Raw genomic sequence first — 18,581 nt, 5'->3', positions numbered from 1 at the left:
CTCAGTAGCGGCGCGACGCAGCGAACGAGTACGGCGAGAACGGCGCGTGCGTGCGGTGCATGGTGACGGGAGATCCCCACAACTCTGCAGGACGCGTGTCCGCGGGTGCCGACCCCGAGCTCTGCGCGGCTGTCAGAACCGCAACCAGTGCGGCGATCTCCTCGTCGGAGGGATCACCCTTGACGATACGGATCGCCGACGCCGCTGCGGCGGTGTCGGCGCCCAGTTCTGCGGACTCGATCAGCTCGTCGGCGACGGTCAGATCTGTTTCACGTGCGGGTGCACTCATCTGTGCAAGCTCACTTCCGGTGGTCTTCGTAAGACGTGTCAGAGCGGGATGTTTCCGTGCTTCTTGGGAGGCAGGGTGACTTGTTTGCGTTCGAGCAGGCGCAGGGCGGAGACGATCTGTCCGCGGGTGTGGCTGGGGGGGATGACGGCGTCGAGGTATCCACGCTCGGCGGCGACGTAGGGGTTGACGAGGGTGTCTTCGTATTCCTGCTGCAGCTTCAAGCGCAGTGCGTCGACGTCTTCACCGTTCTTGGCGGCTTCGAGGAGTTGTTTGCGGTAGACGAATCCGACGGCGCCGGAGGCGCCCATGACGGCGATCTGCGCGGTCGGCCACGCGAGGTTGACGTCGGCGCCCATGTGCTTGGAGCCCATGACGTCGTAGGCGCCGCCGTAGGCTTTGCGGGTGATGACGGTGATCTTCCCGACCGTCGCTTCACCGTAGGCGTAGAGCAGTTTCGCGCCGCGGCGGATGATTCCGTTGAACTCCTGTCCGGTACCGGGCAGGAATCCGGGGACGTCGACGAGGGTGATGATGGGGACGTTGAACGCATCGCAGGTGCGGACGAATCGTGCGGCTTTTTCGGAGGCGTCGATGTCGAGGGTGCCGGCGAACTGGGTTGGTTGGTTGGCGACGATGCCCACCGAGCGGCCGTCGATGCGTCCGTAGCCGATGATGATGTTGCGGGCGCGGCCTTCCTGGACTTCGAGGAATTCGTCGTCGTCGAGGATGCGGCGGATGACCTCGTGCATGTCGTAGGGGGTGTTCGGTGAATCCGGGATCAACGTGTCGAGTTCGAGGTCCTCGTCGGTGAGGTTGTCTTCGATGGCGCCGTCGATCGGATCGCTGGGGATCGCGCGTGGTGCTTCGGCGCGGTTGTTGGACGGCAGGTAGCCGAGGAGGTCCCGGACGTAGTCGAGGGCGTCTTGTTCGCCGGAGGCGACGTAGTGGGCGACGCCGGATTTTTCCATGTGGGTGTGGGCGCCGCCGAGTTCTTCCATGGTGACGTTTTCGCCGGTGACGGTTTTGATGACGTCGGGTCCGGTGACGAACATCTGGGAGGTGCCGTCGACCATGACGACGAAGTCGGTCAGGGCGGGGGAGTAGACGTGTCCGCCTGCGGCGGGTCCCATGATCAGGGAGATCTGGGGGATGACGCCGGAGGCTTGGACGTTGCGGTGGAAGATTTCGCCGTAGAGGCCGAGGGAGACGACGCCTTCTTGGATGCGGGCGCCTGCGCCTTCGTTGATGCCGATGAGGGGGCGTCCGGTTTTGAGGGCGAGGTCCATGACTTTGACGATTTTCTCGCCGTAGATTTCACCGAGGGAGCCGCCGAAGACGGTGGCGTCCTGGGAGAAGATGCAGACTTCGCGTCCGTCGATGGTGCCGTAGCCGGTGACGACGCCGTCGCCGTAGGGGCGGTTGTCGGCGAGGCCGAAGTTCTGGGAGCGGTGGCGGGCGAGGGCGTCCATCTCCACGAAAGAGCCCTCGTCGAGCAGTGCGGTGATGCGTTCGCGGGCGGTGAGCTTGCCTTTGGCGTGCACCTTCTCGATTGCGGCGGCGCCTGACGGTGCCATCGCTGCCTCACGGCGGCTACGGAGGTCGGCGAGCTTGCCTGCCGTTGTATGAATATCGGGCTTGGCGTCCGTACCCTGCGCAGTCGAATCCTGAACACTGGTCATGAGGAAACACTTTAACCACGGGTGTGACCGGAGCCCTACCGAGGGCCACGTACCGGTTGGTAGCCCGAGCCGACGTCACCGGCCGTCGGACCGACGAGCCCATATGCTCTTGAGTCATGTGGACCAACCTCGATCGCCCCCCGCTCGACACCGCCGCTCTCCGACGGGCACTCGTCGACGGGCCACAAGCCTCCTGGTCCAGGCTCGATGTGGTCGAGCAGACCGGTTCGACAAACGCCGACCTCATTGCCAATGTGCACGGCCTCGCCGACCGGACTGCCCTCGTCGCCGAACAACAGGACAGCGGACGCGGACGACACTCGCGGCCGTTCGTGGGTCCACCGAGATCACAACTTCTGTTCTCGGTTCTCGTCAAGTTTCCAGGCATCGATCCGGCAGTTCTCGGATGGCTTCCGCTGCTCGCCGGTGTGGCCGTGGTCGATTCGCTCCGCACGGTCGCGGCCGTGGACGCGGCACTGAAGTGGCCGAACGACGTACTCATCGAGGGCCGCAAGGTCGCGGGCATCCTCGCCGAGGTGGCCGAGCACGGCCCCAACCCCTCCGTCGTCGTCGGAATCGGCCTCAATGTCACCATGACGGAAAGCGAACTGCCGGTCCCGACGGCAACGTCGCTTGCGCTCGAGAACGCCGCCGTCGTCGACCGCAGCACACTGCTGCGGTCGATACTCCGAGCGATAGGCGCGGAGATCGACTCCTGGCGTAACTCCAACTGGAACACCGAACACCTGGCCCACCGCTACCGCGAGCGGTGCGACACCATCGGCCGCCGGGTGCGCGTCGAGCTGCCGGGAGACCGCACGATGATCGGCGAGGCGACCGACGTCGACGATCAGGGCCGGATCGTCGTCCGCACCGACGACGCCGACACCGGAACCGTCGCGGTCGCTGCCGGCGACGTCACCCACCTACGAGCTGTCGACACCGACTGACCTCTCGAACGGCTTCCGATCGGCCACCGTTCGGCAGCGCGGTCGTGGCAGGATCACGGCGGAACCGGAGAAGGAGAGCGATCCGCATGGGCTATCCGCAGGATGCGTTGGCAGACGAAGAAGAGCTGCTACTGCATCACCACCCTCACTGGAAGATGCTCGTCCTTCCGGCGGCGACTTTCATCGTCGTCACCGCCCTGGCCGGATTCGGGATCGGAGTCGCCTCCGCTCGATTGGACGGCACTGCGTCGACGACCGCGGTCATCGTCGTCGCCGTGGTGTGGGCAGCCCTGGTCGCGTGGCGCTGCATCGCACCGTTGATCAGCTGGAAATGCACGCACTTCATCGTCACCGACCGCCGCGTGCTCATCCGACAGGGTGTCATCACGCACTCGGGGATCGACATCCCGATGAGCCGCATCAGCAACGTCCAGTTCCGGCACGGACTGGTCGACCGGATGCTCGGCACGGGCACGCTCATCATCGCGTCGGCGTCCGACGATCCGCTCGAGTTCGACGACATCCCACGGGTGCAGCGGGTGCACTCGCTGCTCTACCAACAGGTGTTCGACTCCCTGGAATTTCGGCGGTCCGGGGAATTTCGGCGGTCCGGGGAGTATCGGCCGGGGGAATACCGCAGTTCCGGCGACATCGACGGAGACGAGCTCGGCCACGAGGTGGACGGGCCGTCACCGGACGGTGCCAGGCCTGGTTGGCGGGCCGGTCGGCGTCGATGACGGTGCCCGCGCGACGGTAGCGGTTCCGTGGAGCGCGGGTGTGCGCGGGTAAATACATCATTCTCACAGTTTCCGGCCGTACGCTCACCGAGTGACCGATGTGCTCCTTGCCGAAGACGACGAAGCTATTGCCGCGCCACTGTCCCGCGCCCTCGGCCGCGAGGGGTACACGGTGACGGTCGAACAGACAGGCCCCGCTGCACTGCAGCGTGCTCTCGACGGCAACTACGACCTCCTGATTCTGGACCTCGGCCTTCCCGGGATGGACGGTCTCGAGGTCTGCCGGCAGGTACGGGCCAACAGCTCGGATCTGGCGGTGCTGATGCTCACCGCACGCACCGACGAGGTGGATTTCGTCGTCGGGCTCGACGCGGGCGCCGACGACTACGTCGGCAAGCCGTTCCGGTTGGCGGAGCTCATGGCGCGGGTACGTGCGCTGCTGCGCCGACGAGGAACCGGCGAGGACGGACCGATCGAGGTAGGCGACATCAGGCTCGAGCCTGCTGCTCGGCGCGTGCTCGTCGGTGGCAACGAGATCTCGCTCGCCAACAAGGAATACGAGCTGCTGAAGGTGCTCCTCGAGCATGCAGGCCAGGTCGTTCCCCGCGAAACCATTCTGCGCGAGGTGTGGGGTGACGCCGAACTGCGCGGTTCGAAGACACTCGACATGCACATGTCGTGGCTGCGCCGCAAGATCGGTGACGAGGGTTCGGTCGCCGAGCGTCGCATCGCGACGGTGCGCGGAGTCGGGTTCCGGATCAACAGCGACTAGTCGTAACGAAGCCGAGCAGCCGACACCATGCGTCGTCGCATACTCCAATCCATTCTGGCCGTGGTCATTCTCACGGCGCTCCTGCTCGGCCTTCCGCTGATGTACACCGCGTGGCTGTGGGTCGAGGACTTCACTCGCGACGACCTTCAGCGTCGACTCGATCGAATGGCGTCGGAGATCCTCTCCCAGGAGGGTGAAGCGGGAATGGTGATCGGCGACCTCGACATCGGGTCGCTGCGGCTGGCCATTCCGCAGTCCGGGCGCCTCGTCGTGGTGTTCCCGACCCCGCAGGATGCCGCGTCGCGGGTCGACATCGGCGAACCCTTCGTCTCACGTCCGCTGGTCGAGTCCTTGTCGATGGGGACGTCGGGCTCACTACGGCTCGAGGTGCCGTCCGACGACATGCGAACACTGCAGCGGCAGGCGGTAGGAGCCGTCGGGCTGGTGGTGCTGGCCTCGATCCTCGCGGGCACGGCCATCGCGGTCCTCACCGCGAAACGGCTCGCCGACCCACTGCAGGACGTGGCGCGGCGAGCCGCGCGACTCGCGGAGGGTGATTTCAGACCGGATCCCACCCGTCACGGAATCGCCGAACTCGACCGGGTGTCCGAGGTGCTCGACTCCGCGACGGTGGAGATCTCCGGACGCCTGCAGCGTGAACACTCCCTCGTGGCCGACGTGTCGCATCAGCTGCGAAGCAGGCTCACCGCCGTCCGCCTGCGCCTCGACGAATTGTCGGTCCACCCGGACCCGGACGTCGTGCAAGAGGCGGACGAGGCGATGGCTCAGGTGGACCGACTGACACTGGCGATCGACGAATTGGTCCGGTCGTCGCGTAGTGACGGTTCGGCCGGAGCCGAAGAAGTTCCCGTGATCGCCGAGCTGACGGGTCTCGTCGCCGAATGGCAGCGCAATTTCGACGACGCCGGACGCGAGCTGGTTCTGCGAGGCGACGCGGGGGTGACGGCGTCGGTGACCGGATCGCGGCTGCGAGAAGCGGTGTCCGTGCTGGTCGACAACGCCCTGTCGCACGGCGGCGGTACGTGCACGGTGGCTGTTCGCCTCGTGCCCGCGGTGGACACCGCCGAGCGGCGACGGGAAGCTCTCGCCTGTGTGGAGGTGTCCGACGAGGGGGACGGCGTCAGCAACGACATGGCGCCGCACATCTTCGACCGAGGATTCTCCGGTGCGGGATCCACCGGCGTCGGGCTCGCGCTCGCTCGGGCATTGGTGGAGGCCGACGGTGGTCGACTGGAACTGCAGCGTCGACGCCCCGCGATGTTCTCGGTGTTCCTGCCGGCCTCGCGGGATCAAAGCATGGGAGCGCCCCGCACTCGAGAGCCCCGGTAGCCGGCGGGACGTCAGCTGTGGCCGAGTTGTTCCTCGGCGGCTTCTTCCTCGGTGGGGTCGTAATCGGTGGATCCAGCGGCTGCTCCGCGCGCGTTCTCTTCCGGGAAGGCGAACTTGCGCAGCGCCCAGAATCGGAACGCCATCTGCATCAGGTTGCCGATGATGTAGTTCAGCACGAAGTCGACGATCACCAGCATGGTGAGGCTCGTGTGGCCTTCACGGATGTCGAACAGGTTGTTCGCGATGAACAGAGGCGCCGCGGCAAGAATCACGCCGATGCCACTGATCGTGAAGAACAGGAGCGCCTCATGGTGCCGTTCGCGCCCGCCTCGGTTCTTGAACGCCCACTCACGGTTGAGGATGTAGCTCAAGATCGTCGCCATCACACCGGAGATGACCTTGGCGACCACCGGCTTGGGTTCGAGCACCGTGAGGCTGAGCGAGTAGAAGATGGCGAGGTCGAACACCATCGTCGTGCCGCCGACGATTGCAAATTTGATCAGTTCGCTGTGACGAATCGCCAGCTCCCGAATTGGACCGGGGAGGCGGTGAATCACACTGTCGATCGAGGGCACAACGGAGAAGTCTACGAAACGACACCTCGATTTCACGAACCGGCGCGCAGATCATCAGACTTCTCTCAGGCCAACGACGGTCGAATCCTCCTCACATGACACGATAGGAAGCCGTGACCGGTCCACATTTCCCCTCCGACGCGGCGAACCCGCGTCCCAGTACTCCGCGTCCGTCCACCAACGGAATGCCTGTCGTGGCGATGATCGGTGGCGGCCAGCTCGCGAGGATGACCCACCAGGCAGCCGTTGCTCTCGGACAGACGCTTCGAGTGCTGTCCGCCGGTGCCGACGAGCCCGCTGCACAGGTCAGTGCGGACGTGGTGCTCGGACACCACGACGACCTCGACGCGCTGAGGGCCGCTGCAACGGGTTCGAACGCGGTGACGTTCGATCACGAGCACGTGCCCACCGAGCACTTGGAGACTCTCGTCGCCGAGGGGGTGAACGTGCAGCCACCGCCGTCGGCGTTGATCTACGCGCAGGACAAGCTGAAGATGCGCCGCAAGCTCGCTGATCTCGGTATCCCGAGCCCCGAGTTCGCGGAAGTGACCTGGGCCGGCGACGTTACCAAGTTCGGCGAAGAACACGGCTGGCCGGTCGTGGTCAAGGCAATTCGGGGTGGATACGACGGTCGAGGCGTGTGGATGCCCGCCGACGCCGAGGAAGCCGAGGAGATCGTCGGTCGACAGCTCGATCTCGGTGTGCCCCTGATGGTCGAGACCAAGGTCGATCTGCGCCGCGAGCTGTCCGCGATGGTCGGGCGCTCGCCGTTCGGCCAGGGTGCGTCGTGGCCCGTCGTCGAGACGGTTCAGCGACACGGACAGTGCGCCGTGGTGATCGCGCCCGCGCCAGGTCTCGACGAGGACACGGCCATCGACGCCGAGCGCATGGCTCTCGGCCTGGCCGCAGAGTTGGGCGTCGTCGGATCCATGGCGGTGGAACTCTTCGAGACGACGGACGGACGGATCCTCGTCAACGAGCTCGCGATGCGTCCGCACAACTCCGGGCACTGGACCATGGACGGCTGCCGGACCTCGCAGTTCGAGCAGCATCTGCGAGCCGTTCTCGACTATCCGCTCGGCGACACGTCCCCCGTGGCGCCGGTGACGGTGATGGCGAACATCCTCGGCGCACCCGAGGCGCCCACGATGAGCATGGACGAGCGGCTGCACCACCTCTTCGCTCGGATGCCCGACGCCAAGGTGCACCTGTACGGCAAAGGCGAACGCAAGGATCGCAAGATCGGCCACGTCAACGTGCTCGGCGCGGCGGGCGGACGCGCCGACGACGCAGCCTACGTGGCCGCGATCAGAGAAAAAGCAGAGCGTGCCGCACATTGGATGTCGCACGCGGAATGGACCGACGGATGGGATCCGCACGCATGAGCGACAACTCGACGGGCCCTCAGGTCGGCCTGATCATGGGAAGCGACTCGGACTGGCCGACGATGGAAGCCGCGGCGGAAGCCCTTGCAGAATTCGGTGTCCGCTTCGAGGTCGGCGTCATCTCCGCGCATCGCACTCCGCAACGCATGATCGACTACGCGAACACTGCCGCCGAACGCGGACTGAAGGTCATCATCGCGGGAGCCGGGGGAGCTGCTCACCTTCCCGGCATGGTGGCGTCGGCGACGCCGTTGCCGGTCGTGGGCGTTCCGGTGCCGCTGAAGTATCTCGACGGAATGGACTCGTTGCTGTCCATCGTGCAGATGCCTGCAGGTGTTCCGGTGGCGACGGTGTCCATCGGCGGCGCGCGTAACGCAGGCCTGCTCGCCGTACGCATCCTCGGCGCATCCGACGCTGCTCTCCGTGAGCGGATGGCCTCGTTCCAGGCCGGGCTCGAGCGGATGGTCGAGGACAAGGACGCGGCACTGCGCGCCAAGCTGCTGGGATAGTGCGGCTCTCGCTCCGGGCGCGCGTACGCCGAGCCTCACGCGGTCGGCGCCAGGTCGTCGTCGTGACCTGGCTGGCGCTTGCGTACGCGGGCCTGTGGCGAGCGAGAGTCGAGTTCGACGAACCGAGTGCACTGTTCGTCGCGTCCGGGATGCGGTACGGCTTCGGGCGCGGCGGGACGACGATCGGCGGTGTCTACCTGACGAACTCCAACGTGTCTCGTCGGGTATTGCGTCACGAGGCCGTCCACGCCGATCAGTGGGCGCGATACGGCATCGCCTTCGCGGCGCGTTATCTCGTCGAAGAGATCCGTCGACCGGGCGCGAAGAACAGATACGAGATCGAGGCAGGCCTGGCCGACGGCGGCTATCGCACCTGACGACCGGAGTCAAAAGGAAAGCCAGCTAGAGGGTCTTGGTGACCTTCTCCGTCGCGACGCGGCGTTCGGTCTTCGAGTCGTCGGGCGAGCTCACCTGAACCAGGGATGCGCCGGCGGCGAGCACCGAGAGCAGCCCGTCGATCAATTCGTCGGCCGTGGTCCACGGCAACGAGGACAGCACGCGGTCTCCCACCGCGATCGAATGCGCCTCGGCGCGGGCACGTGCGGCGCCGAGCACCTCGTCGACCGAACGACCGTCCAGAGCGCCCGATTGTCCCGACGGCCGAAACTGATCCCCGTGCACACGGACCGACGTCGCGTAATCGGTCACACCCACCGGTAGATCCGGGACCGGTCTACCGAAGGCGTCGAGCGACAGTGCCACGACCTCGGGCACGTCGCCTGCATCGTCGATGCGTCCGCCGTGTACCAGTGCGACCTCCACGTCGGGGTCCGCGCTCAGGGTGACGTCCGCGCCTGCCCACCACGCCCCGAGGAGCACTGCCGCCGTCTGCCAATGAGCGGGAAGCAGTACCGACACTCGTGTCCCCGGTTCCACACCCAGCTCGTCGCGGAGAAAGTTCGCAGTCTTCGCAGCCCAGTTGGCCAGCGTCACACCGGAGACCTCGACCCGCTCGCCGGTGGCGTCGTCGTAATACGTCACGCGCGGGCCGGCTGGGTCGGTTGTCAGGATGGGGTCCAGAAGTTCCTGCGTCAGAGTCGAAGCCACGCAGGGAACACTACCGCCTCAGTTGACGCACGCGGGGCCGGTGGAACCGGCGTCGATGGGGGGAGCGGGCGACTCGCCTGCCGAGCTGCCCGCAGTTTCGGAGGCAGCGGATGCGCTCGTCGCGGCCGGGGCGCCTGCCGTACCCGGTCCGGAGTAGTCGGACGCGAGGACCACGCGCACGGTGCCACTCGCCAACGAATCGTCGCCTGCCACGCTGACACCGCCGAGCGCGGCAGCGACGGCTCTCGCTTCGTCGCTCTCGGGATCGGCGGCCTGAACCGTGGTGGTGGACACCGTCGTTCCCTCGTAGTTGCCGACGGTGCCGCCGACGTACCCGAGCTCGCTCAACGTGGAGGCAACCCCGCCGGCCAGTCCGTCGATGCCGCTGTCGTTCGCGACATCGACCGTCACCGAGGACGGATCGACCTGCGGCGCATCGGTTGTCGGGGCATCGCTCTCGTCCTCCGACGAGCCGTCCAGAAGGCCCTCGACGTACCTCTTCACTGCGGCGGGATCCACCTCGACGATGGACTCGCCGTAATCGGTCACCCCGTTGATGTCGACCGCGGGAATCGTCTCGAACTTCACCTGGCCGCCTGCGAGATCCTGCAGGCGAGTTGCGAATTGCAGTATGTCCCAATCGGAGTCGAGCACCACCGACCGTTGTACCGCCGCGCTCAACTGGTTCAGTTTGCCGGGATTGCTCAGTGTCTGTGCACTCAGCACACTGCGCACGAGCGACGCCATGAACACTTGCTGCCGCACGATGCGATCCAGATCACCGCGCGGCAGATCGTGGCGCTGCCGCACGAAGCTGAGTGCGTCGGCACCGGACAAGGTCTGCTCGCCGGCAGGGAAATTCGCACCGGACAGGGGCTCGTCGACCGGAGCGTTGAGGCACACACCGACCCCGCCGACCGCGTCGGTGAGGAGAACGAAACCGAGCAGACCGACCTCGGCGTAGTGGTCGACGGTGATGCCTGTCAGATCGGCCACCGACGTGATGAGCGCCTCGCGGCCCGCCTCGGTGGACTGGGACTCGGCGTCGGCGTCGGACACGCCGCTCTCGACGAGTTCGAGGCGCTTGTTCTCCTTGGTGGCGCCGTACGCGGCGTTGATCTTCGACATCCCGATGCCGGGCACCTGAACATAGGAGTCGCGGGGAATCGAGATCGCCGTCGCCGACGACCCGTCGTTGGGAACGCGGATCAACACGATGGTGTCGGTGTTCGACGCCACCTCCTCGCCCGCGCGCAGTGAATCGAGTTCCGCCTGCGACAGTGCGTTTCCGTGCGCATCGGTGCGACTGTCGGTGCCCACCATCAGGATGTCCACGGCGCCGTCGGCTCCGCCGCCGAGGCCGAGCGCGCCTGCCGTCGCGATGTTGGAACGAAGGCCGTCGATGCTTCGCCACGCGAAACCGGTGACCACCAACACCATCACGGCCAGTGCCGCGACGAAGATCTGTGGTGCTCGCATCGTCTTCGCGGATCGCGCGGCAGGGGTCGACGGGTCCCGATGTGCCGGGCCGGGTCGACGGCGGTCCGTACGCTCCGTCGCGGGCCGGCCGGTCCGGCGCGGTTCGTCCTCACGGCGACGACGAGGAATCTCGCTCCTGCTCCGGTCGGCTCGTGACCTGCGGGACCCGGCCCGAGAATCACTCCGGGGCTCCCGGCGGGCACGGGACTCGTCGGAGCGACGGCGATACTCGTCGCGGCCGGGGCGTGGGAAGTCCCCTGGCTCGTCCGACTGACCTGGCACCTGAGCGGTTCCTTCCGTTGTACGACCTTGTTCGACGATCCTGGTTCGGATCCAGGCTACTTGTGAAATCTCACTGCCTCGCTCAAGCACGGACGGCGTGCCACACTTTCCGACTGTGACGAACATTCTTGTGACCGGCGCCGGGGGGCAACTCGGACGACAGATTCTGAAACGAGCCGAGCTGGCAGGGGTACAGGTGACGGGCGTCACCAGCGCCGAACTCGACATCACCGACAGGGACGCGGTCGGGGCTGCCGTGACCGCGGGGTCGATCGTGATCAATTGCGCCGCGTACACCGCCGTCGACGCAGCCGAGACGGACGAGGACCGCGCACTCTCGGTCAACGCCGTCGGACCTGCGAACCTGGCTCAGGCGTGTGCCGAGGCCGGGGCGCGGCTGGTGCACGTGTCGACCGACTACGTCTTCGACGGCACCTCCGACGTCCCGTACCGGCCTGGTGACCCCACTGCACCGCGCAGTGCGTACGGGCGCACGAAACTCGCGGGCGAGCACGCCGTTCTCGACGCGCTTCCGACGGCGACCGTCGTCAGGACCGCGTGGGTGTACACGGGCGTCGGTTCGAACTTCGTGTCCACGATGCGCAGGCTCGAACGCGAACGAGACACCGTGCGTGTCGTCGACGACCAGGTGGGGTCGCCCACCTACTCGTGGGATCTGGCGGGTGGACTGCTGGAACTCGCCGCCGCGGACTCGCCGATGCCCCCGATCCTCAACCTGACGAACGCAGGCACCGCCAGCTGGTTCGAGCTCGCCCGCGCGGTGTTCGCCGGAGTCGGAGCCGATCCGGAGCGGGTGGAGCCGTGCTCGAGTGCGGAGTTCGTCCGGCCCGCACCTCGGCCCTCGTACTCGGTCCTCTCACCCGATGCGTGGAGCGAGTCCGGTCTGACGCCGCTGCGGGACTGGCGTGACGCACTCGCCGATGCCTTGGACGTCGCGGTGCACGTGGACCGATAGGGTTGCCCGCGTGAGTTCCAAGCTGGCCGTCGTGACGGTGACCTATTCGCCCGGTGAACACCTTGACCAGTTCCTGACGTCCTTGGCGACGGCGACGTCCGAGGACCCGCAGGTCATCATGGCGGACAACGGCTCGACCGACGGTGCGCCGGAGGCCGCCGAGGCGAAGTACCCGAACGTGCGACTGTTCCGGACCGGCGCCAACCTCGGCTACGGAGGCGCGGTCAACCGAGCCGTCGCCGAGATCGACGACGGCGTCGAGTTCGTCGTCGTGGTCAACCCAGACGTCCGGTGGCATCCGGGATCGCTCGACGGACTTCTGGGCGCAGCCGAGCGATGGCCGCGCGCAGGCGCGCTCGGACCTCTGATTCGTGAGCCGGACGGTAGCCGCTATCCCTCGGCGCGGTCGGTTCCGGATCTCACGTCCGGCGCGGGTCACGCGCTTCTCGGGAAGGTGTGGCCGAACAACCCGTGGACTCTGCGATACCGGCAGGACAACGAAGCAGCCACCGAGCGGGCCGTCGGGTGGCTGTCGGGGTCGTGCCTGTTGCTGCGCCGTGCCGCTTTCGACTCCGTGAACGGGTTCGACTCGCGATACTTCATGTACATGGAGGACGTGGATCTGGGGGACCGGCTCGGAACCGGCGGATGGCTCAATGTGTACGTGCCGAGTGTGGAAGTGACCCATTCCAAAGGGCATGCGGCAGGTAGGCATCCGGAACTCATGCTTCCGGCCCACCACGCGAGCGCGTATCGCTTTCAAGCGGATCGCCACCCTCATCTGTGGCAAGCTCCCATACGATGGGCGTTACGCGCAGGTTTGGCGGCGCGCTCGAAGGTTGTTGTGGCTTCGGCACTTCGATCGCGACAGACAGACGACACTCGACCGGACCACGACAGAGAGGCCGACAATGCCAGCTGACACGGGCAAGACCACCGATGCCGTAATCCTGGTGGGAGGCAAAGGGACTCGGCTCAGGCCGCTGACGCTGTCGGCCCCGAAACCGATGCTCCCGACCGCGGGATTGCCGTTCCTCCATCACTTGCTCGCACGCATCAAGGCCGCCGGGATCACCCATGTGGTGCTCGGCACGTCGTTCAAAGCCGAAGTCTTCGAAGAGCATTTCGGCGACGGCTCCGAGCTGGGCATCGAACTCGAGTACGTCACCGAGACCGAGCCGCTGGGCACCGGTGGCGGAATCCGCAACGTACTGTCGAAACTGCGTGCCGACAACGTGGTGGTGTTCAACGGCGACGTGCTCGGTGGAACCGACCTGACCGCGGTGCTCGACACCCACGCCCGTACCGAGGCGGATGTGACGCTGCACCTGGTTCGCGTCGGTGATCCGCGTGCGTTCGGTTGCGTTCCCACCGACGAGGACGGACGGGTCACGGCATTCCTCGAGAAGGCTCAGGATCCACCGACCGACCAGATCAACGCCGGCTGCTACGTCTTCAAGCGCGACATCATCGAAACCATCCCCGCCGACAGGCCCGTGTCCGTCGAGCGCGAGGTGTTCCCCGCACTGCTCGCCGAGAACAAGCGCGTCTACGGCCACGTCGACAGCGCGTACTGGCGAGACATGGGAACACCCGAGGATTTCGTGAAGGGCTCGTCGGACCTGGTGCGCGGTATCGCCCCGTCACCTGCCCTGAGCGGCCCCCGCGGTGAGTTCCTCGTGCACCCGAGTGCCGGTGTGGCTCCGGGGGCGCTGCTGATCGGTGGCACGGTCGTCGGCCGCGGCGCCGAGGTGGGTGCAGGTGCCCGTCTCGACGGAGCGGTCGTGTTCGACGGAGCCGTCATCGAAGCAGGCGCGGTGGTGGAGCGGTCGATCATCGGCTTCGGCGCTCGCATCGGACCTCGCGCGTTGGTCCGCGACGGCGTGATCGGAGACGGGGCGGACATCGGCGCACGGTGCGAACTTCTGCGAGGGGCTCGCGTGTGGCCGGGCGTCAAACTCCCCGACGGCGGAGTGCGTTTCTCCACCGACGTCTGACCGGGTACGTCTGACCGGGGACGTCCCCGGTCAGCGCGCAGCCGCGAGGTCGACGAGGTGGGTGATGGTGTCCACCTCGGCGGACTCCGGCAACTCGTCGATCGGCCACCACCTCAGGTCCGTCGACTCCTCGCTGCGCACTGCTGTTGCACCCGCGGGAGCGCGCACGAGGAATCTGAGGTCCAGATGGCGCGTCGGCTTGCCGAGTGAACAGGTGATCGGATGCGTGTCCGCGGACAGCAGCACAGGATCGATCGTCAGATCGTCGATGCCGGACTCCTCGCGCGCTTCCCGGAGCGCGGCATCGACGACGGTGCTGTCGGACGGTTCGCAGTGACCACCGAGCTGGATCCATCGTCCGACGCGTGGATGAAGCGTCAGCAGTACCTGCTGTCCCGAGGAATCGAGTACCAGCGACGACGCCGTGATGTGGCCGGCTTCGTTGGAGCGAAGGCAGCCGTCGGGGCACGCCGCGAGAAACGCGAGCATGGTGTGCCGCAGCGCATCGTCGCGGGTGTCGCCGACAGGCCAGTCCTCCAGCACACGTCGAGCGGAGTCGTGCAGTGAGCGAGCGCTCACCTCACATCTCCAGCAGCTCGGAGCCCGGTGCAGTGCGCACGCGAGGTTCCGACGGTTCGGCCGGGTGCCCGATTGCGATGGCGCCCATGGCTTTCCAGTCGGCGCGCAAGCCCAGTTCGGTCCGGACGAGGTCGGAGACGAAGATGGTCGACCCTACCCAGCAGCTGCCGAGACCCCGCGCTGCCAACGAGACCAGCAGGCCTTGCACGGCGGCGCCGACCGCGACGGTGAACATCGTCTCCTCGGCTGCGGTCCGGCGGGCGTCGGCATAGGTGTGCGCCCCGTCGGGAACGCAGAACGGAATCACTATCTCCGGTGCGTCGACCAGGATGTTGCCGCGAGCGACTCGTGCATCGATCGCACTCGGGGTGAGGCCGTCCGACTCGAGATCCGTCCGCCATGCCTTCTGCATTTCGCTCAGCAGTCGGGTGCGCAACGCAGGAGTTCTGACCCACACGAATCTGACGGGGTGGGTGTGGTGCGGTGCCGGTGCGGTCAGAGCGTCGGCCACGGCTTCGCGAACCATGTCCGGGTCCACCGAGTCCGGAGCGAACGATCGAACCGAACGACGCGACGGGACGGCCTCGCGCCTGCCGCGTGCGATCGACTCCTCCGTCCCGAGCCAGAACAGATCGTCCTCGCCCGGGCGCACGAGATCGCGTGCACGCGAACCGTTGTCGACCGGAGTCAGTCCGCGGACGACCGCCACCGGAACCGAACCGAGCTTGCCCTTGACGAGATCGCCGGCCGCAGCGATTTCGTCCGCGACGGCGACCTCGGTGACCACGAGTTCGTTTCCCTGACTGTCCTCGGCACCGGCGTACGCGTGTACCACGGCGAGGCCTGCACTTCCGATGGCCGCGTCCGTCTGCCCGACCCGCCACGCACGCCCCATCGTGTCGGTCACCACGACACCGACCGTGACACCGAGAGACTCCGCCAGGGCAGCCCGAAGACCGGCCGCGCTCGCGTCGGGATCCTCGGGGAGAAGCGCGAGTTCCGTCCGGTCCACGTTGGACCCGTCGATCCCCGACGCGGCCTGGACGATGCCGAGACGGTTCTCGGTGATGAGTGTGCGGCCCTTGCGCGCGACGACCCGAACGGCTTCCTGATCGACGAGCACACGCCGCGCGGCATCGCGTTCCTCCGGATCCAGCGGAGCGGCGACCAGTCGACCCTCCACCTTCGAGAACGCCTTGCTCGTCACCACGAGAACGTCGTCGTCGCGGATCCACGGCGCGGCCGTCGCGATGGCCGCAGCCAGGTCGTCGCCGGGGCGGAACTCGGGAAGTCCGGTGACCGGCAGGATCTCGATGCCGCCGCCCGGAGCGTGATCGCCGGGCACACGGGAGGCCGCCTGTTCGGTCACAGCGTCAGCCCTGCCGAACGTAGAGCAACGGCAGCCATCTCGGCCGTGGTGGCCGGATCGGTCATCAGCAGAGGCACGCTGAGAACGTCGACGCCGGGAATCACTGCCGTGTCGGTGGAATGGATCATCCAAGAATCGAGGATGCCCGTGTCGGTACGAGCGCCGTAGTACTTGCCGACCGCCTCGGCAGTGGTCTCGACGCCGATGACCGACAGGCACTCGTCGGCCATCCCGCGCAGGGGTTTGCCGTCGACGACAGGGGACAGGCCGACGACCTTGGCCTTCGTGGTGCGCAAGGCGCTGCGGATCCCGGGAACGGCAAGGATCGCCCCGACGCTCACGACCGGATTCGACGGAGCCAGGATGACGGCGTCGGCGTCGGCAATGGCGTCGAGCACGCCGGGGGCAGGACTGGCCTGCTCCGCACCGATGTGGGCGAAACTGTGCGTCGGGATCCGAGCCCGGTAGCGAACCCACCACTCCTGGAAGTGAATTGCGCGCTGACTCTCACCCGACTCGTCGTCGGGGTCGGTGACGACGACGTGCGTCTCGCTCCGGTCGTCGGAGACGGGAAGGAGCCGCACTCCGGGTTGCCACCGGTTGCACAGCGCTTCGGTGACGGCGGAGAGCGGGTACCCGGTCCTCAGCATTCGGCTTCGGATCAGGTGTGTGGCGATGTCGCGGTCGCCGAGACCGAACCAGTCCGGGTCCGCTCCGTACGCGGCGAGCTCGTCGCGCGCGTGCCACGTTTCCGCGATCCGGCCCCATCCGCGGTCGGTGTCGATGCCCCCGCCGAGTGTGTACATGCAGGTGTCCAGATCGGGGCAGATCCTGAGCCCGTGCATCCACACGTCGTCTCCGACGTTGACGATCGCGGTGATGTCACCGCCACCGCCGAGCAGTTCTCTGAGGCCCTGGAGAAATCGCGCTCCACCGACCCCACCCACCAAGACAGTCACTTTCACAGATGAGGAGCCTATGCCTTGCCGGACGCCTGCGTGTGGGCGCCTCGTGTGCGGACGTGCTCGAGGCATGGTTAGCTGCCTGTTCACGGGGACGACACGCGCGAAACGGCCGTGTATTCGGGGTGTCGGCCGATTTCGGGTCGTAGATGGTATTGGAAATGTGCCCATCAGCTTGACCGCACCACTGTGCGGCGTGTCTAATCACATGTATGTCATTCCAGGGTTGCCGAGCGAGTTTGCTTGGTGCCGACCTTGATTCGAACACGCGTTCCCATGTGGCGCCATTTCGTGGATACGTGTAGTAAAGGTCGAGAGTTCAGAGTGATTACGAATACCGGCGTGGGGCAAGGTGTTCGGACCGACCGGATGTATCTGCGCTAGAAGAAATGGTGAGGAGGCGGAAGCGATGTATGACCAGCACGTGACACGTGAACAACAGGGCGAGGCTCTTGCTCACCTCAGCGCAGTCGACGGCGCGCCGCAGACCGATTCCCAAGCGGGCGCAGCACGAAGTGACTGCGACAACACAATTCAGAACAGTGCTCGAGGAGTCGAGGTCGTTCCGGTGGACGCGGGTGCCGCGTACGTCGATGCGACGCCGACCGACGACACCGCGTTCGTCGACGCCGATTCCAGCGAGACCGATTCCGGCGAGACCGATTCCGACGAGACCGATTCCGATCTCGATGTCGTTCGGGAGCCGGTGAAGCCAGTACTCAGCTTGATCGCGGGCTTCGACCAGATGTTCGAGGAAATCGAGGATCAGTGGCAGGAGCGCGCACTGTGCGCTCAGACCGATCCCGAGGCTTTCTTCCCGGAGAAGGGCGGCTCCACGCGTGAGGCGAAGCGTATCTGCCTCGGCTGCGAGGTGAAGGACGAGTGCCTCGAGTACGCGCTAGCCAACGACGAGCGCTTCGGAATCTGGGGCGGACTGTCCGAGCGTGAGCGCCGACGCCTCAAGCGCGGCATCGTCTGACCCTGCCGCGATCCACAGCGGCTGTCTGCACCGACGTCCGGGTCGCTCCGGGTCTGCGCCGGTGATCCGTCAGTCCTCGTCGGGCAGCGGGTCCACCACATCCGGGTCGACGCCCAGGTAGGTGGCGACCTGCTCCACCAAAATGTCGAACAGCAGATCTTCCAGGTCCTCGGGATGTTTCGCACGTCTCTCCAGCGGACGGCGGAACAGCACTATCCGAGCGCGTGTGGTTTCTCCGCGCTTGTCGATTCCCGCCGGTACCAGCCGAGAGAGCGGCACCGGCCCTTCTGCTACCACCTCGGGTGGCCAGTTCACCGATTCCGGGTCCTTCGCGCGAATCTTCGGGACCTCGTCCACTGCTATGTCGAGACGTTCGAGCTTGTCGTGCCACCGGTGGTCGATGCGCGCGAATGCTTCGAGGACTGCGCGGTCGAACTTGTCGGCTCGTGATCGATGACCGGGAAGCGACGCGGGGAGAATCGGACCGCGAATACCGCGGCCTCGTCGTGATGCGGATCGGGAGGTCGTTCTGCGTCCGGAGCCGGTTCGAGCCATGCCGAGAGGCTATCGGTGCCGTTGCGCGGTGTGTCGAGCGGCTCGGCGTC

General features: G+C 66.5%; 20 protein-coding genes. 11 read left to right on the top strand and 9 right to left on the bottom strand.

The annotated features are described in order from the left end of the window. Position 1: 1 nt before the first annotated feature. Together H292_RS0116890 and H292_RS0116885 are read right to left on the bottom strand one after the other, a co-directional pair. The gene (locus H292_RS0116890) at positions 2 to 289 is read right to left on the bottom strand and encodes an acyl-CoA carboxylase subunit epsilon (protein WP_020112132.1); all 288 of its coding nucleotides are present in this window, start codon (positions 287 to 289) and stop codon (positions 2 to 4) included. Positions 290 to 327: 38 nt separating this feature from the next. After that, positions 328 to 1,968: an acyl-CoA carboxylase subunit beta gene (locus tag H292_RS0116885; protein ID WP_020112131.1), complete on the bottom strand. Its 1,641-nt coding sequence runs from the start codon at positions 1,966 to 1,968 to the stop codon at positions 328 to 330. A gap of 116 nt (positions 1,969 to 2,084) precedes the next feature. Between H292_RS0116885 and H292_RS0116880 the strand changes: the two genes are divergently transcribed. The 4 genes from H292_RS0116880 to H292_RS0116865 all read left to right on the top strand — a co-directional run bounded on the left by H292_RS0116880 (position 2,085) and on the right by H292_RS0116865 (position 5,777). Then, positions 2,085 to 2,918, top strand: coding sequence for a biotin--[acetyl-CoA-carboxylase] ligase (locus H292_RS0116880; RefSeq protein ID WP_019666144.1), 834 nt, complete (start codon positions 2,085 to 2,087; stop codon positions 2,916 to 2,918). Between the two features lie 86 nt (positions 2,919 to 3,004). Further along, positions 3,005 to 3,655 (top strand): PH domain-containing protein, encoded by a 651-nt coding sequence (locus tag H292_RS0116875; protein WP_020112130.1) that lies wholly within the window; start codon positions 3,005 to 3,007, stop codon positions 3,653 to 3,655. Between the two features lie 91 nt (positions 3,656 to 3,746). Then, positions 3,747 to 4,427, top strand: a complete 681-nt coding sequence (locus H292_RS0116870) for a response regulator transcription factor (RefSeq protein ID WP_019666142.1) — start codon at positions 3,747 to 3,749, stop codon at positions 4,425 to 4,427. Between the two features lie 27 nt (positions 4,428 to 4,454). Continuing rightward, the gene (locus H292_RS0116865; protein WP_020112129.1) at positions 4,455 to 5,777 is read left to right on the top strand and encodes a sensor histidine kinase; all 1,323 of its coding nucleotides are present in this window, start codon (positions 4,455 to 4,457) and stop codon (positions 5,775 to 5,777) included. A gap of 11 nt (positions 5,778 to 5,788) precedes the next feature. Here the strand turns inward: H292_RS0116865 and H292_RS0116860 are convergent, their stop codons facing one another. Further along, positions 5,789 to 6,352, bottom strand: a complete 564-nt coding sequence (locus H292_RS0116860) for a GtrA family protein (protein WP_019666140.1) — start codon at positions 6,350 to 6,352, stop codon at positions 5,789 to 5,791. Between the two features lie 185 nt (positions 6,353 to 6,537). Between H292_RS0116860 and H292_RS0116855 the strand changes: the two genes are divergently transcribed. The 3 genes from H292_RS0116855 to H292_RS0116845 all read left to right on the top strand — a co-directional run bounded on the left by H292_RS0116855 (position 6,538) and on the right by H292_RS0116845 (position 8,623). Further along, on the top strand, positions 6,538 to 7,737 hold the full coding sequence (locus H292_RS0116855) for a 5-(carboxyamino)imidazole ribonucleotide synthase (protein WP_230595742.1): 1,200 nt from the start codon (positions 6,538 to 6,540) through the stop codon (positions 7,735 to 7,737). Next, complete coding sequence (purE, locus tag H292_RS0116850; RefSeq protein WP_019666138.1) at positions 7,719 to 8,246, top strand: 5-(carboxyamino)imidazole ribonucleotide mutase; 528 nt, start codon at positions 7,719 to 7,721, stop codon at positions 8,244 to 8,246. Before H292_RS0116855 ends, purE begins: the two co-directional genes overlap by 19 nt. A 62-nt stretch (positions 8,247 to 8,308) precedes the next feature. Continuing rightward, positions 8,309 to 8,623, top strand: a complete 315-nt coding sequence (locus H292_RS0116845) for a hypothetical protein (RefSeq protein ID WP_019666137.1) — start codon at positions 8,309 to 8,311, stop codon at positions 8,621 to 8,623. A gap of 25 nt (positions 8,624 to 8,648) precedes the next feature. On the opposite strand, the gene H292_RS0116840 is transcribed toward H292_RS0116845, so the two are convergent. Together H292_RS0116840 and H292_RS0116835 are read right to left on the bottom strand one after the other, a co-directional pair. Next, complete coding sequence (locus tag H292_RS0116840; RefSeq protein ID WP_019666136.1) at positions 8,649 to 9,353, bottom strand: TIGR03089 family protein; 705 nt, start codon at positions 9,351 to 9,353, stop codon at positions 8,649 to 8,651. 18 nt (positions 9,354 to 9,371) lie between these two features. Then, a complete protein-coding gene (locus H292_RS0116835) occupies positions 9,372 to 10,832 on the bottom strand; it encodes an LCP family protein (RefSeq protein ID WP_019666135.1) in 1,461 nt (486 codons plus the stop codon). A gap of 397 nt (positions 10,833 to 11,229) precedes the next feature. On the opposite strand from H292_RS0116835, the gene rfbD reads away from it, so the two are divergent. From rfbD to H292_RS0116820, 3 genes are read left to right on the top strand one after another with little or no spacing between them, the layout of a single operon-like run. Continuing rightward, complete coding sequence (gene rfbD / locus H292_RS0116830) at positions 11,230 to 12,090, top strand: dTDP-4-dehydrorhamnose reductase (protein ID WP_020112128.1); 861 nt, start codon at positions 11,230 to 11,232, stop codon at positions 12,088 to 12,090. A 10-nt stretch (positions 12,091 to 12,100) separates the two neighbouring features. Continuing rightward, a complete protein-coding gene (locus H292_RS0116825) occupies positions 12,101 to 13,012 on the top strand; it encodes a glycosyltransferase family 2 protein (RefSeq protein WP_020112127.1) in 912 nt (303 codons plus the stop codon). Beyond that, complete coding sequence (locus H292_RS0116820; protein ID WP_020112126.1) at positions 13,002 to 14,087, top strand: sugar phosphate nucleotidyltransferase; 1,086 nt, start codon at positions 13,002 to 13,004, stop codon at positions 14,085 to 14,087. The genes H292_RS0116825 and H292_RS0116820 overlap by 11 nt, the downstream gene beginning before the upstream one ends. Before the next feature lie 30 nt (positions 14,088 to 14,117). Here the strand turns inward: H292_RS0116820 and H292_RS0116815 are convergent, their stop codons facing one another. Genes H292_RS0116815 through cofD form a run of 3 tightly spaced genes read right to left on the bottom strand, consistent with a single transcriptional unit; the run spans position 14,118 to position 17,000 of the window. Then, the gene (locus H292_RS0116815; RefSeq protein WP_026347955.1) at positions 14,118 to 14,666 is read right to left on the bottom strand and encodes an NUDIX hydrolase; all 549 of its coding nucleotides are present in this window, start codon (positions 14,664 to 14,666) and stop codon (positions 14,118 to 14,120) included. A gap of 1 nt (position 14,667) precedes the next feature. Next, positions 14,668 to 16,035 carry a coenzyme F420-0:L-glutamate ligase gene (locus tag H292_RS0116810; RefSeq protein WP_020112125.1) on the bottom strand — a complete coding sequence of 456 codons (1,368 nt, stop codon included), beginning with the start codon at positions 16,033 to 16,035 and terminating at the stop codon, positions 14,668 to 14,670. After that, positions 16,032 to 17,000: a 2-phospho-L-lactate transferase gene (gene cofD, locus H292_RS0116805; RefSeq protein WP_019666129.1), complete on the bottom strand. Its 969-nt coding sequence runs from the start codon at positions 16,998 to 17,000 to the stop codon at positions 16,032 to 16,034. The genes H292_RS0116810 and cofD overlap by 4 nt, the downstream gene beginning before the upstream one ends. 742 nt (positions 17,001 to 17,742) lie before the next feature. Here cofD and H292_RS0116800 point away from each other — a divergent pair. Then, on the top strand, positions 17,743 to 17,976 hold the full coding sequence (locus H292_RS0116800) for a WhiB family transcriptional regulator (RefSeq protein WP_027498876.1): 234 nt from the start codon (positions 17,743 to 17,745) through the stop codon (positions 17,974 to 17,976). Positions 17,977 to 18,045: 69 nt separating this feature from the next. On the opposite strand, the gene H292_RS0116795 is transcribed toward H292_RS0116800, so the two are convergent. Further along, positions 18,046 to 18,531, bottom strand: a complete 486-nt coding sequence (locus tag H292_RS0116795; RefSeq protein WP_019666127.1) for a metallopeptidase family protein — start codon at positions 18,529 to 18,531, stop codon at positions 18,046 to 18,048. Positions 18,532 to 18,581 lie beyond the last annotated feature (50 nt).

This window comes from Rhodococcus sp. 114MFTsu3.1 (assembly GCF_000383555.1).
In the GTDB taxonomy this organism is placed as follows: Bacteria; Actinomycetota; Actinomycetes; order Mycobacteriales; family Mycobacteriaceae; genus Rhodococcoides; species Rhodococcoides fascians_E.
Note: the sequence above shows the minus strand (reverse complement) of the source record. Positions and strands in the feature narration are given on the sequence as shown.